11 protein-coding genes are annotated in these 13,172 nt (G+C 69.8%); 7 read left to right on the top strand and 4 right to left on the bottom strand.

The features are described 5' to 3' along the window. Window positions 1–145: 145 nt before the first annotated feature. Window positions 146–943, bottom strand: coding sequence for an ABC transporter permease subunit (locus tag ACFYRH_RS15270; protein ID WP_387774114.1), 798 nt, complete (start codon window positions 941–943; stop codon window positions 146–148). Continuing rightward, window positions 940–1,662, bottom strand: a complete 723-nt coding sequence (locus tag ACFYRH_RS15265; protein WP_387774111.1) for an ABC transporter ATP-binding protein — start codon at window positions 1,660–1,662, stop codon at window positions 940–942. The genes ACFYRH_RS15270 and ACFYRH_RS15265 overlap by 4 nt, the downstream gene beginning before the upstream one ends. 76 nt (window positions 1,663–1,738) lie before the next feature. Between ACFYRH_RS15265 and ACFYRH_RS15260 the strand changes: the two genes are divergently transcribed. Further along, window positions 1,739–2,266: a helix-turn-helix domain-containing protein gene (locus ACFYRH_RS15260; RefSeq protein WP_387774108.1), complete on the top strand. Its 528-nt coding sequence runs from the start codon at window positions 1,739–1,741 to the stop codon at window positions 2,264–2,266. Window positions 2,267–2,275: 9 nt separating this feature from the next. Here the strand turns inward: ACFYRH_RS15260 and ACFYRH_RS15255 are convergent, their stop codons facing one another. Together ACFYRH_RS15255 and ACFYRH_RS15250 are read right to left on the bottom strand one after the other, a co-directional pair. Further along, complete coding sequence (locus ACFYRH_RS15255; RefSeq protein ID WP_387774105.1) at window positions 2,276–3,391, bottom strand: ScyD/ScyE family protein; 1,116 nt, start codon at window positions 3,389–3,391, stop codon at window positions 2,276–2,278. A 150-nt stretch (window positions 3,392–3,541) separates the two neighbouring features. Beyond that, window positions 3,542–4,456, bottom strand: a complete 915-nt coding sequence (locus ACFYRH_RS15250; protein WP_387775297.1) for a heme o synthase — start codon at window positions 4,454–4,456, stop codon at window positions 3,542–3,544. A 291-nt stretch (window positions 4,457–4,747) separates the two neighbouring features. Between ACFYRH_RS15250 and tkt the strand changes: the two genes are divergently transcribed. From tkt to pgl, 6 genes are read left to right on the top strand one after another with little or no spacing between them, the layout of a single operon-like run. Further along, window positions 4,748–6,916, top strand: coding sequence for a transketolase (gene tkt, locus ACFYRH_RS15245; protein WP_387775294.1), 2,169 nt, complete (start codon window positions 4,748–4,750; stop codon window positions 6,914–6,916). A 41-nt stretch (window positions 6,917–6,957) separates the two neighbouring features. Continuing rightward, window positions 6,958–8,067, top strand: a complete 1,110-nt coding sequence (gene tal / locus ACFYRH_RS15240) for a transaldolase (protein WP_387774102.1) — start codon at window positions 6,958–6,960, stop codon at window positions 8,065–8,067. Beyond that, complete coding sequence (locus ACFYRH_RS15235; protein WP_387774096.1) at window positions 8,064–9,653, top strand: glucose-6-phosphate isomerase; 1,590 nt, start codon at window positions 8,064–8,066, stop codon at window positions 9,651–9,653. Before tal ends, ACFYRH_RS15235 begins: the two co-directional genes overlap by 4 nt. Before the next feature lie 37 nt (window positions 9,654–9,690). Beyond that, on the top strand, window positions 9,691–11,241 hold the full coding sequence (zwf, locus tag ACFYRH_RS15230) for a glucose-6-phosphate dehydrogenase (protein WP_387774093.1): 1,551 nt from the start codon (window positions 9,691–9,693) through the stop codon (window positions 11,239–11,241). Next, window positions 11,238–12,401 (top strand): glucose-6-phosphate dehydrogenase assembly protein OpcA, encoded by a 1,164-nt coding sequence (locus ACFYRH_RS15225; protein WP_387774090.1) that lies wholly within the window; start codon window positions 11,238–11,240, stop codon window positions 12,399–12,401. The genes zwf and ACFYRH_RS15225 overlap by 4 nt, the downstream gene beginning before the upstream one ends. Beyond that, window positions 12,398–13,120 carry a 6-phosphogluconolactonase gene (pgl, locus tag ACFYRH_RS15220; RefSeq protein WP_387774087.1) on the top strand — a complete coding sequence of 241 codons (723 nt, stop codon included), beginning with the start codon at window positions 12,398–12,400 and terminating at the stop codon, window positions 13,118–13,120. Before ACFYRH_RS15225 ends, pgl begins: the two co-directional genes overlap by 4 nt. Window positions 13,121–13,172: the final 52 nt, after the last annotated feature.

Genomic DNA, 13,172 nt, shown 5'->3' with positions numbered 1-13,172 from the left:
GGCGCACCGCCCGCCCCCCCCACCCCCCCCCCCCCCCCGCCCCCCCACCCCGCGGTTTGGGGGCCGGCCCCAACAAACGGCGGGATGCGGACCCGAAATAACACGTGTCACCCCACACTTTCAGGGGCCGGCCCCTGAAACGACGTCACGTGAGGTCGCGACGGAGGGGTACTACGGCTGCCGCCGCCGCGCCGACTGCGGCGTAGCCGAGGAGCACGAGGGCGGCGTACACCGGTGGGAGCGGCGTGCCGGCCGTGGCCGAGGTCTGGTCGGCGATGGTGTCGGTGAGGAACGTGAAGCTGGTGAGGGACGACGTCGCGCCGCCCGGGAGGTAAGGGTAGATCCGGTTCACGCCGGGCAGGATCATCAGCACGTACTCGAGGAAGTAGAAGTAGCCGAGGACGATGCCGACGGCAACGAGCTGGTGCCGGGCCAGAGCGCCGATCGCCACGCCGACGACCACGTAGACGGCCGCGACCACGGCGAGTTTGGTCAGCAGGAGGAGCAGATCCGCCGGGTCGACGGTCAGCGTCACCCCACGGATCGCAGCAGCGCCCAGGAGCGCGAGTCCGGAGGTGACGGACGCGAGCAGTCCGTATCCCAGGCCGCCCGCTCCGTAGACGAGCAGCTTCGCGGTCAGCACCTGTCCGCGGCGCGGTGCGGCCAGGAACGTCGTACCGATCGTGCGGTGCCGGTACTCGCTGGTGATCGCGATGGTGCCGAACAACGCGGGGACGAACAGCAACAGGCCGGACAGACCGACCACCAGGCCGGCACCGGCCGGGGTGTCGATCCCAGGCATCGGCGGCGTCGCGTTCTCCGGACCGGTCAGCGCCAGGATCCCGGTCAGGCCGCCACCCGACGCGACCGCGGCCAGGACGGCCCACCACGGCAGCCTGGTCGAGAGCAGGCGGGTGATCTCGCCACGGATCAGGTTCCTCATACCGTCGTCTCCTTCGCGGTCAGCGCGAGAAAGGCCTGCTCGAGCGTCGTTCCGTGCGCCGCGAAGTCCGCGAGTCCGCCGGACCAGGCGATCCGCCCGTGGTCGATCAGCACCAGGTCGTCGACGCTGTACTGCAGCTCGGTGAGCACGTGACTGGAGATCAGCACGGTCCGCCCTTCGTCCGCGAGCGTCCGCAGGAACGTTCGTAACCACACGATGCCCGCGGGATCCAGTCCGTTCGACGGCTCGTCCAGCACCAGCACCCCCGGGTCACCCAGGAGCGCGGTCGCGAGCGCGAGCCGCTGCCGCATCCCGGTCGAGAAGCCGCGGACCTTGCGATCGGCGTACCCGATGAGGTCGACGCTGTCGAGCACCGCGTCGATCCGGGATCGCGGATGCCCGCTCAGATCGCACACGGTCCGCAGATGCGCCCGCGCACTCGCCGCCGGATGGGCCGCCGCGAGATCGAGCACCGCACCCACCACCCCGGTCGGCGTCGCCAGGTCCCGGTACTGCGTGTCGCCGAACAACGCGCTCCCCCGATCGGGCCGGATCAGCCCGAGCAGCATCCGCAACGTGGTCGACTTGCCGGCGCCGTTCGGCCCGACGAACCCGGTGACGCGGCCCGCTGCCGCGGTGAAGGTCACATCGGTCACGGCCTCGACCGGCCCGAACGCCTTGCTCAGTCCCGCCACCCGGATGGGCAGTCCCTGGGTCATATCTGTCCCCTCGCCGACTATTATCAACCTGAGAGCAATAACATTATCAGACTGATAATGATCAGTGGAGGTCACTGTGGCGAAGGACTCGCCGATCGCCGAGGTCGTCATGCACCCGGCGCGGTTGCGGATCATCCAGCAGCTCAGCGGGCGCGAGCTGACCACCGCCCAGCTCCGCGACGCGCTCCCCGAGATCACCCAGGCGACGCTCTACCGGCACGTCGCGGCGCTGCTCGAGGCCGGGATCCTGGCGGTGGTCGACGAGCGCAAGGTGCGCGGGACGACCGAACGGACGCTGGCGCTGGGTGCGCGGCTGGCGGTCGCCGACCTCGACGAGGTCCGGGCCATGGACACCGCGCAGCTGCGGACCACGTTCCTGACCTTCCTGGGGCTGCTGGGCGAGACCTTCGACGACTTCCTGGCCGCCGAGGACCAGCAGTTGCGTGACTACCTCGGTTTCGGGATGAGCCAGCTGTACGTCGCCGACGACGACCTGCCCGCGCTACAGAGCACACTCAACGACGTACTGGCGCCGTACCGGAAAGAGCGACCCGGCACGCGCCGGGTCGCTCTCGCCAGTGTTCTCATTCCGGAAGCGGAATGAGCTGACCGATCAGTACTTCACCCTGTAGACGGCCCCAGTACCGAAGACGGGCGCGGAGACGAACAGCTGGCCCCAGCGGTTGAAGGCCGTGCCGCCCGGCATGGTGAGCTGGCCCCTGACCAGTTCCTTGCGGAACGTGGCCTGGTGGTGCCGGCCCTGGAACTGCAGGTAGAGCGCGCCGATCTGCGGCTTGCCCGTGAGCTCGAACTGGACCCAGCTCTTCTTGGCCAGTTCGACGACCGAGAGCGTCCCGCGCGGACCGCCGGCCAGGTCGACGATCGACGTGTAGCCGTCGGCGTAGCGCTTGCAGTTGCCACGGTTCGGCTTGGTCGGGTCACAGATCGCGTTGTAGGAACCCGGCTTGATCCGCCAGATCTGCGACTTGCCCGGTGTCGCCGGGAAGCCACGGAGCTCACCGACGTACCAGTAGCCGTCCGAACCGACAGTCACCGACGTCGCGACAGCCTCCGACGGAACCAGCGTGCCGGCCGGCGGGATCGGGCTCCCGTCCGGGCCCTTGGCGGGCAGGCCCGGCGGAACCGCGACGACGCGTGGCTTCAGCCGCGCCACGGTCTTGATGTGGCCGTTCGGCCAGACCCGGAGCAGATCGTTGCCGGCCGCGTCGGAGACCAGGACCGTTCCGTCGTTGAGCGCGGCGACACCGAACGGGTTCGAGTCGGTCGGGTTCTTCTCCAGGTCGTACGGATCCGGGTCCTTCTTCTGGTACGCCGCGATGTCGGCGATCTTCACCGGCGACTTCCCGTACCGCAACCGGTACAGCGTCGAACTGCCGGGAACCGGTGGCTGACCCGGCTCGCCGCCCGCACCGGTGAGGGCGTACGTCACGCCCCTCCGGCTGGTGTCGATCGCCGGTGCGAACCCGTTGGCGCCCGGCACCGTGCCGAGCTTCCAGGTCTTGTGACCATCGGTCGCGTAGACAGCACCGCTGCTCACGCTGTAGATGACCTTGTTCCCGAACGTCGAGACGCCGCGTGGCCCGTTCAGCTTGGTCGCCACCGGCTTCAGGCTCGACTGGTTGTTGTGCGCGTCGGCCTGCCCGGCGACCAGCACCGAACCGGCGAGCGCGAGCGCCGCTACCGCGGCAATGCGTGTTCGTACCCCCACTGCGAAACCCCCTATGTTCCGCCTCCCCCGAGCACGGATTCCCCCTCCGCAGACCACCTCATCGCAACATGAGGTCACGAAATGGTCAACGGGAGGACTCCGCGCGGTTACGCCGCGACGCTCGGTGCAGGGCGGTCAGGAGCAGAAAGCTCAGCGCAGCAAGGGGTCGATGGCAGCAGCGATGAAGAGCAGCGCCAGGTAGATGTTCGAGAAGTGGAACAGCCGCATCGGCTTCAGGGCGGCGCCTTCCGCGCCGGTGTGGGCCCGGAGCAACAATCTGCGCGCCTCGCGGAGGAACACGAAACCGAGCACGATCGCCGCCGGCCCGTACACGTAGCCGGTGTCGGCGATCGGCCAGAGCGCGAGCGACGTGATCACCATGACGACGGAGTACGCCATGATCTGCCGGGCGGTCTGGACCGGCGTCGCGACCACCGGGAGCATCGGCACGTCGACCGACGCGTAGTCCTCGCGGTACCGCATCGCGAGCGACCAGGTGTGCGGTGGGGTCCAGAAGAACACCACCAGGAACAGCACGACCGGGGTCCAGGCCAGCTTGCCGGTGACCGCGGTCCAGCCGATCAGGGTCGGGAAGCAGCCGGCGATCCCGCCCCAGACGATGTTCTGCACCGTACGGCGCTTCAGCACCATCGTGTAGCCGAAGACGTAGAACAGGTTCGCCGCCAGCGCCAGGCCGGAGGAGAGCCAGTTCACGAACAAGCCGAGCTCGAGCGTCGCCAGCACGCCGAGGACGACGCCGAAGATCGTCGCCGAGCGCGGGCTGACCGCGTGCCGCGGCAGCGGGCGGCGCCTCGTCCGGCGCATCTGCTCGTCGATGTCGCGGTCGAGCACACAGTTGATCGTGTTGGCGCTGCCGGAGGCGAGCACACCGCCGATCAGGGTTGCCACCACGACCTGCAACCCGGGCACTCCACCGGCCGCCAGGAACATCACCGGCACGGTGGTGATCAGCAGCAGCTCGATGATGCGCGGCTTGGTCAGACCGACGTACGCCTTCACCACGTCGCGCACCGACGGACTCACCACAGCAGTAGCGTCCGGCAGCGGCGTCGGGTACGACGTCGTCGCGGCGGGACGCGGGTCGACGGCCGTCACGAACACCTCGAACAATCTGGGTTGACGCCGGAGATCCGGCGCTGACGGTTCAGCAGTCTACGACGCCCCGTAGGAGGGTTCAGCCACCCCCCTCCGATGCGACGCCACCGATTGGGGAACAGGGAGAGTTGCCGGACAGTTGACACGTAGTTGAGCAGTGTGCAGTGGAGCGAGTTGGCCACAGTAGGCTCATCCTGGGTGACGGACCCAGAAGCCACCATCGAGAGGAGCGCCGCCGGCGTGACGGAGAAGACCAGCCCCAAGCTTGAATGGACCGAGCTCGACCAGCGCGCGGTCGACACCGTGCGGGTCCTCGCGATGGACGCGGTCGAGAAGGTCGGAAACGGACACCCCGGTACGGCGATGAGTCTCGCGCCGGCGGCGTACCTGCTGTTCCAGAAGGTGATGCGGCACAACCCGGCGGATCCGCACTGGGCCGGTCGCGACCGGTTCGTGCTGTCCGCGGGCCACTCCAGCCTGACCCTGTACATCCAGCTCTACCTGGCCGGCTTCGGTCTCGAGCTGGACGACCTGAAGGCGCTGCGGACCTGGGGCAGCAAGACCCCGGGCCACCCGGAGTACCGGCACACCAAGGGTGTCGAGACCACCACCGGCCCGCTCGGCCAGGGTGTCGGCAACGCGGTCGGGATGGCGATGGCGGCCCGCCGCGAGCGCGGTCTGCTGGACCCTGACGCGCCGAAGGGCGAGAGCCTGTTCGACCACCAGATCTACGTGATCGCGTCGGACGGCGACCTGGAGGAGGGTGTCTCGGCCGAGGCGTCCTCGCTGGCCGGTCACCAGAAGCTCGGCAACCTCACGGTGATCTACGACGCCAACAAGATCTCGATCGAGGACGACACCGACATCGCGTTCTCCGAGGACGTCGCGGCGCGCTACGCGGCGTACGGGTGGCACGTCCAGGACGTCGACTGGACCAACGGCGGCACCGGCTACGAGGAGGACGTACAGGCCCTGTACGACGCCCTCGAGGCGGCCAAGGCGGTCACCGACAAGCCGAGCTTCATCCGGCTGCACACGATCATCGGCTGGCCGGCGCCGAACAAGCAGAACACCGGCAAGATCCACGGCTCGGCGCTCGGCGCCGACGAGGTGGCGGCCACCAAGAAGGTCCTCGGCTGGGACCCGGAGCAGAGCTTCCAGGTCGCCGACGAGGTGCTCGCGCACACCCGCGAGGCCCTCGACCGCGGCAAGGCCGAGGAGGCCGAGTGGACCGCGAAGTTCGACGAGTGGAAGGCCGCGAACGCCGAGCGCGCCGCACTGCTCGACCGGCTCTCGAAGCGTGAGCTGCCGAGCGGCTGGAAGGACGCGCTGCCGAGCTGGGACGCCGACGCCAAGGGCGTCGCGACCCGCGCCGCCTCCGGCGAGGTGCTCACCAAGCTGGCTCCGGAGCTGCCCGAGCTGTGGGGCGGTTCGGCCGACCTGGCCGGCTCCAACAACACCACCCCGAAGGGCCAGCCGTCGTTCATCCCGGCGGAGTACTCCACCAAGGAGTTCCAGGGCGACGAGTACGGCCGCGTGCTGCACTTCGGGATCCGCGAGCACGGCATGGGCTCGGTGCTGAACGGCATCGCCCTGCACGGCCTGACCCGCCCGTACGGCGGGACGTTCCTGGTCTTCTCCGACTACATGCGCCCGTCGGTCCGGCTGGCCGCGCTGATGAAGCTGCCGGTCACCTACGTCTGGACGCACGACTCGATCGGCCTCGGCGAGGACGGCCCGACCCACCAGCCGGTCGAGCACCTCTCGGCGCTGCGGGCGATCCCGGGGCTGGACGTCGTACGGCCTGGTGACGCGAACGAGACGGCCGCCGCCTGGGCCACCATCCTCGAGCACACCGACCGCCCGGCCGGCCTGGCGCTGACCCGCCAGAACGTGCCGACGTTCCCGCGCGGCACCGACGGGTTCGCCACCACGGAGAACGTGCACAAGGGCGGCTACGTGCTGCTCGACACCGAGGGCACACCGGACGTCGTGCTCATCGGCACCGGCTCCGAGCTGCAGATCGCCGTCGAGGCGCGCTCGGTGCTGGCCGAGGCCGGCGTCAAGGCGCGGGTCGTCTCGATGGTGTCCCGTGAGTGGTTCGACGAGCAGGACGACGCGTACCGCGAGTCGGTCATCCCGGCCGCTGTCCGCGCCCGGGTCTCGGTCGAGGCCGGGATCGCGCAGAGCTGGCACGACATCGTCGGCGACTCCGGCCGCTGCGTGAGCCTGGAGCACTACGGTGCCTCCGCGGCGTACCAGACCCTGCACGACGAGTTCGGGATCACCACCGACGCGGTCGTCCAGGCCGCCAAGGACAGCATCGCCGCCGCCGCGCAGATCAGCGGTCCGGGTGTCCCGCCCGGACGCGCGGCCGCCGGGCCGGTCGGACCGGCCGACGCCAGCTGACGACACCCACAACAGAACATTCGGAAGAAGGCATCGGAGTTATGAACGATCGCTTGAAAGCACTCGCCGACGCGGGTGTCTCCATCTGGCTCGACGACCTGTCCCGGCAGCGGCTGACCAGCGGCGGCCTGGCGAAGCTGATCGACGAGAAGCACGTCGTCGGCGTGACCACCAACCCGACCATCTTCGCCAAGGCCATCTCGGACGCGAACGCGTACGCCGAGACGGTCGGCCGGCTGGCGGCCCAGGGCATCTCCGTCGACGAGGCGATCCGGGTGATCACCACCGACGACGTCCGGGACGCCGCGGACCTGTTCAAGCCGATCTACGACGACACCGAGGGCCAGGACGGCCGGGTGTCGATCGAGGTCGAGCCGACGCTCGCGCACGACACGGCGAAGACCGTCGAGCAGGCCAAGCAGCTGTGGGACATCGTCGGCCGCGAGAACGTCTTCGTGAAGATCCCGGCCACCAAGGCCGGGCTGCCGGCGATCACCCAGACGCTGGCCGCCGGGATCAGCGTGAACGTGACGCTGATCTTCTCGCTGGAGCGCTACAAGGCGGTCGCGGACGCGTTCCTGACCGGCCTGGAGCAGGCCGTCGAGAACGGCCACGACGTCACCAAGATGGCCAGTGTGGCGTCGTTCTTCGTCAGCCGCGTGGACACCGAGGTCGACAAGCGGCTTGAGTCGATCGGCACCGACGAGGCGAAGGCGCTGAAGGGCAAGGCGGCGATCGCCAACGCCCGGCTCGCGTTCGAGGCCTACGAGAAGATCTTCGACACCGACCGCTGGCGGGAGCTGGAGACCGTCGGCGCCAAGCCGCAGCGCCCGCTGTGGGCCTCCACCGGCACCAAGGACCCGTCGTACTCCCCGACGCTGTACGTCGACAACCTGGTCACCAGGGGTGTCGTGAACACGATGCCCGAGGCAACGATCAAGGCGGTCGAGGAGCACAGCGAGTTCTCCGGTGACACCGTCCGCGGCACCTACGACGCCGCCCGCAAGGTGATCGAGGACCTGGAGAAGCTGGGCATCTCGTACGACGAGGTCGTGCAGCTGCTCGAGGACGAAGGGGTCGCGAAGTTCGACGCCTCCTGGTCGGAGCTGCAGGAGACAGTGGCTACTGCCCTCAAGGCGGCCGCCAAGTGAGCGCACCGAAGGTCAAGACGCAGAACGGCGACTGGTCCGAGGTCGTCGACAAGCTGGTCGCCGAGAAGATCGCCTCCCGGATCGCCGCGAAGGACGCGACGATCTGGGGCCCGGACGCCGAGTCCGAGGCCTCGATCCGGCTCGGCTGGGTCGACCTGCACGAGACCTCGCGGCCGCTGCTGGCCGAGATCGAGGCCCTGCAGGCCGACCTGCGGTCCGAGGGTCTGGACCGGATCGTGCTGTCCGGTATGGGCGGCTCGTCGCTGGCGCCGGAGGTCATCACCCGGACGGCCGGCGTCGAGCTGGTCGTCCTGGACTCGACCGACCCGAGCGTGGTCGGCCGCGCGCTGGCCGGCGACCTGTCGAAGACCGTGATCGTCGTGTCCAGCAAGTCCGGCGGCACGGTCGAGACCGACAGCCACCGGCGGACGTTCGCGAAGGCGTTCACCGACGCGGGTATCGACGCCGCGTCGCGGATCGTCGTCGTCACCGACCCGGGGTCGCCGTTCGAGAAGCTGTCGGCGGACGAGGGCTACCGCAAGACCTTCCTCGCCGACCCGAACATCGGCGGCCGGTACAGCGCGCTGACCGCGTTCGGCCTGGTGCCGTCCGGTCTGGCCGGTGCCGACATCGCCGAACTGCTCGACCAGGCCGCCGAGGCCGCTCCGGAGCTGCAGGCCGACTCCCCCGACAACCCGGCCCTGTGGCTGGGTGCGGTGCTCGCGGCGAGCGCGGGCCGGGACAAGGCGATCATCACGGCCGACGGACCCGGCAGTAACGGCATCGTCGGCTTCCCGGACTGGGCCGAGCAGCTGATCGCGGAGAGCACCGGCAAGAACGGCACCGGTGTCCTCCCGGTCGCGGTCGAGGTGACCGCTCCGGAGCTGACGAGCGAGGCCGCCGACCTCACCAACGCGTTGCTGGCCGAGAAGGCGACGAGCGGCGTACCAACGGCTCTGACCTCGGGTTCGCTCGGCGGTCAGTTCCTGCTGTGGGAGGTCGCGACGGCGGTCGCCGGCTACCTGCTGGGCATCAACCCGTTCGACCAGCCGGACGTGGAGAGCGCGAAGAAGGCGGCGCGTGGCCTGCTCGACGCGCAGCCGGAGCCCGAGCCCGCGGCCTTCACCGAAGGCGCTGTCGAGGTTCGTGGTTCCGAGGGCCTGCTCGACGGTGTCGACTCGCTCCAGGGCGCGGTCGACGCGCTGCTCGGCAAGCTCGACGAGAAGGGGTATGTCGCAGTAATGGCGTACCTGGACTCCGAGCGGGACGCCGACCTGGTCGCGGTCCGCCCGGGCCTGGCGACCAAGACGGGTCGTCCGGTGACCTTCGGCTGGGGCCCGCGGTTCCTGCACTCGACCGGTCAGTACCACAAGGGCGGTCACCCGGAGGGCGTGTTCCTGCAGATCACCGGTGCGCACCCGCAGGACGTGGAGATCCCCGACCGTCCGTTCACGTTCGGCACGCTGATCTCGGCGCAGGCCGCCGGTGACGCCGGCGTGCTCGCGGAGCGCGGCCGGCCGGTGCTGCGGCTGCACCTCACGGACGTGGCCAACGGCGTACAGCAACTGTTGTCCGTACTCCGATAAGTCCGAAGCAGCTCGACATCTCGAAGGGATGCGGCAGATGACCGCTGAGCTCAACGAAGAGCCGGCCGGGCCGGTGAACCCGCTGCGCGATCCGCAGGATCGGCGGCTGCCGAGGATCGCCGGGCCGTGCAGCCTGGTGATCTTCGGCGTCACCGGGGATCTGGCTCGCAAGAAGCTGATGCCGGCGGTCTACGACCTGGCGAACCGGGGGCTGCTGCCCCCCGGTTTCGCCCTGGTCGGGTTCGCCCGCCGGGACTACACCAACCAGGACTTCGCCCAGATCGTCCACGACTCGGTGAAGGAACACGCCCGGACCCCCTTCCGCGAGGAGGTCTGGCAGCAACTGTCCGAGGGTTTCCGGTTCGTGCCGGGTGACCTGACCGACGACGAGGCGTTCAAGCGGCTGCGGGAGACCGTGGACGAGCTGGACATCACCCGTGGGACCGGCGGCAACCACGCGTTCTACCTGTCGATCCCGCCGGGGCTGTTCCCGGAGGTCGTGCGGCAACTGTCCGAGCACGGGCTGACCGACGAGCGGCCCGGCTCGTGGCGGCGGGTGGTGATCGAGAAGCCGTTCGGTCACGACCTGAAGAGCGCCCGCGAGCTGAACCAGGTGGTCGAGTCGGTGTTCCCGCCCGAGGCGGTGTTCCGGATCGACCACTACCTGGGCAAGGAGACGGTCCAGAACATCCTCGCGCTGCGGTTCGCGAACGCGATGTTCGAGCCGATCTGGAACAGCAACTACGTCGACCATGTCCAGATCACGATGGCCGAGGACATCGGCATCGGCGGCCGGGCCGGGTACTACGACGGCATCGGCGCGGCCCGGGACGTGATCCAGAACCACCTCCTGCAACTCCTCGCACTGGTCGCGATGGAGGAGCCGGTCAGCTTCGACGCCTGGTCCTTGCGCCAGGAGAAGAAGAAGGTGCTGAACGCCGTACAGCTGCCGGAGCGGCTGGATCTGCACTCGGCCCGCGGGCAGTACGCGGCCGGCTGGGCGGGCGGCGTGAAGGTGAAGGGGTACCTGCAGGAGGACGGCATCCCGAAGGACTCGGCCACCGAGACCTTCGCGGCGTTGCGGGTCGACGTCGACACCCGGCGCTGGGCGGGCGTGCCGTTCTACCTGCGCACCGGCAAGCGGCTCGGGCGTCGCGTGACCGAGGTCGCGGTGATGTTCAAGCGCGCGCCGCACCTGCCGTTCACCAAGACCGAGACCGAGGAACTCGGCCAGAACGCGCTGGTCCTGCGGATCCAGCCGGACGAGGGCATCACGGTCCGCTTCGGCGCCAAGGTGCCGGGCACGTCGATGGAGATCCGCGACGTGAACATGGACTTCGCGTACGGCGGTTCGTTCACCGAGTCCTCGCCCGAGGCGTACGAGCGGTTGATCCTCGACGTCCTGCTCGGAGACCCGCCGCTGTTCCCGCAGCACACCGAGGTCGAGCTGGGCTGGAAGATCCTCGACCCGGTGCTGGACTACTGGGCCCGGCACGGCAAGCCGGAGCAGTACGCGTCCGGCCACTGGGGCCCGGACTCCGCACACGAGATGCTCGCCCGCGACGGGCGTGCCTGGAGGCGGCCATGATCATCGACCTGACCGACACCACGTCGAGCGGCATCGCGTCCGCGCTGCTGCAGGCCCGCCGGCACGCCGGTTCGCCCGCCATGGGGATGGTCGGCACGATCGTGGTCGTCGTCGACGAGGCCTCCCACCACGACGCGATGAAGGCCGCGAACGAGGCCGGGCGTGAGCACCCGTCCCGGGTTCTGGTCGCGATCCTGCGGCCCGGCCGGGGCGCGCCCGGGCTGGACGCCGAGGTGCGGGTCGGCGAGGGCATCCCCGGCGAGGCGGTGCTGCTGCGGCTGCACGGCGAGCTGGCGAAGGTGCCCGAGTCGGTGATCACGCCGCTGCTGCTGCCGGACTCCCCCGTCATCGTCTGGTGGCCGGGTGGCGGCCCGAAGGTGCCGGCGGACGACCCGCTCGGCCGATTGGGCCGGCGCCGGGTGACCGACTCGGCGGCGACGCGGCGCGCGTCCATCGACTACTCGGCGCGGGCCGAAGGGTACGCGCCGGGCGACACCGACTTCGCGTGGACGCGGCTGACGCCGTGGCGGGCGCTGATGGCCGCCGCCCTGGATCAGTACCCGACGAAGGTCACCGGGGCCGAGGTCGCGGCGGCGAAGGGCAATCCCAGCGCGGACCTGATGGCCGCGTGGCTGCAGTCGCGGCTGAAGGTGCCCGTGGAGCAGCGCAACTCGCGCGGCCCGGGCGTGACCGCCGTACGGCTGTTCACGCCGTCGGGGCCGATCGCGTTGACCCGGCCGGACGGCGCGGTGGCGACGTTCAGCGTGCCCGGGCAGCCGGATCGGCCGGTGGCGCTGAAGCGGCGTACGACGTCCGAGCTGTTGAGCGAGGAGCTACGGCGGCTCGACCCGGACGACGTGTACGCGAAGACGCTCGCGTGCATGGTCGAGCGGGACAGCATGCCGGCCGCCGAGAAGACCGTCGACGCGACGGCGCGGAAGTCGACCGCGGCGAAGGTGACGGCGGCGGGTAAGAAGGTCGCCGCCGGTACATCGCGGAAGGCGGCCGCGCCGAAGAAGGCCGCGGGCGCGAAGAAGACCGTGGCCAAGAAGACCGTGGCGAAGAAGACCGTGGCGAAGAGGTCTGTGGCGAAGAAGTCCGTGGCCAGGAAGACCGTGGCCAAGAAGGTTGCCGGGAGCAAGAAGGTGGCCAAGCGATGACTGAGGTTGATCCGGAACTGCTGATCCATTCCGATGCCGAGGACCTGGCGTTCTCGGTGGCAGGCCGGCTGATCACGGCGATCGCCGATGCGCAGAGCACCGGTGGGATCGCGCAGGTGGTGCTCACCGGCGGCCGGGTGGCCGCGAAGGTGTACGAGGCGGTCGCGGGTTCGCCGGCGAAGGTGGAGGTCGACTGGCAGCGCGTCGAGTTCTGGTGGGGTGACGAACGGTTCCTGCCGCCCGGCGACCCCGAGCGGAACGAGACCCAGGCGCGGGACGCCTTCCTGTCGGCGCTCGACGTCGACCCGGCGCGGGTGCATCCGATGGCCGCCGACACCGGTCAGGGCGCGGAGGCAGCGGCCACGGCGTACGGCGAGGACCTGGCCGCGGCCGGTTCGCCGGCGTTCGACGTACTGCTGCTCGGCGTCGGTCCCGACGGGCATGTCGCCTCGTTGTTCCCCGGCTATCCGCAGATCGCGGTGACGGACGCCGCGGCGGTCGCGGTACACGACTCGCCGAAGCCGCCGCCGACCCGCATCTCGCTGACGCTGCCGCAGCTCAACAACGCGCGCGAGGTCTGGTTCGTCGTCTCCGGCGAGGACAAGGCCGAAGCAGTAGCCAAGGCCCTGGCCGGCAACGACATTCCCGCCGCCCAACCCAAGGGCCAGAACCGCACCCTCTGGCTCCTCGACCAGGCCGCCGCCCAGCAGGTCTCCTGACCGTGGCCTTGGTTCGGTGAGTACCGAAGCGTCGGAGTGACAGACTCGGGCC

Origin of the sequence: Kribbella sp. NPDC004875 (genome assembly GCF_042873375.1) — a bacterium.
Classification (GTDB): Bacteria; Actinomycetota; Actinomycetes; order Propionibacteriales; family Kribbellaceae; genus Kribbella.
The sequence above is the reverse complement of the archived record's forward strand: the minus strand, read 5'-3'. Positions and strand labels throughout refer to the sequence as shown.

What these genes read in the sequence shown, in the direction of transcription:
- ACFYRH_RS15270 (WP_387774114.1), bottom strand. Translation starts at nt 943, where the DNA reads ATGAGGAACCTGATCCGTGGCGAGATCACCCGCCTGCTCTCGACCAGG.
- ACFYRH_RS15265 (WP_387774111.1), bottom strand. Translation starts at nt 1,662, where the DNA reads ATGACCCAGGGACTGCCCATCCGGGTGGCGGGACTGAGCAAGGCGTTC.
- tal (WP_387774102.1), top strand. Translation starts at nt 6,958, where the DNA reads ATGAACGATCGCTTGAAAGCACTCGCCGACGCGGGTGTCTCCATCTGG.
- zwf (WP_387774093.1), top strand. Translation starts at nt 9,691, where the DNA reads ATGACCGCTGAGCTCAACGAAGAGCCGGCCGGGCCGGTGAACCCGCTG.
- ACFYRH_RS15225 (WP_387774090.1), top strand. Translation starts at nt 11,238, where the DNA reads ATGATCATCGACCTGACCGACACCACGTCGAGCGGCATCGCGTCCGCG.
- pgl (WP_387774087.1), top strand. Translation starts at nt 12,398, where the DNA reads ATGACTGAGGTTGATCCGGAACTGCTGATCCATTCCGATGCCGAGGAC.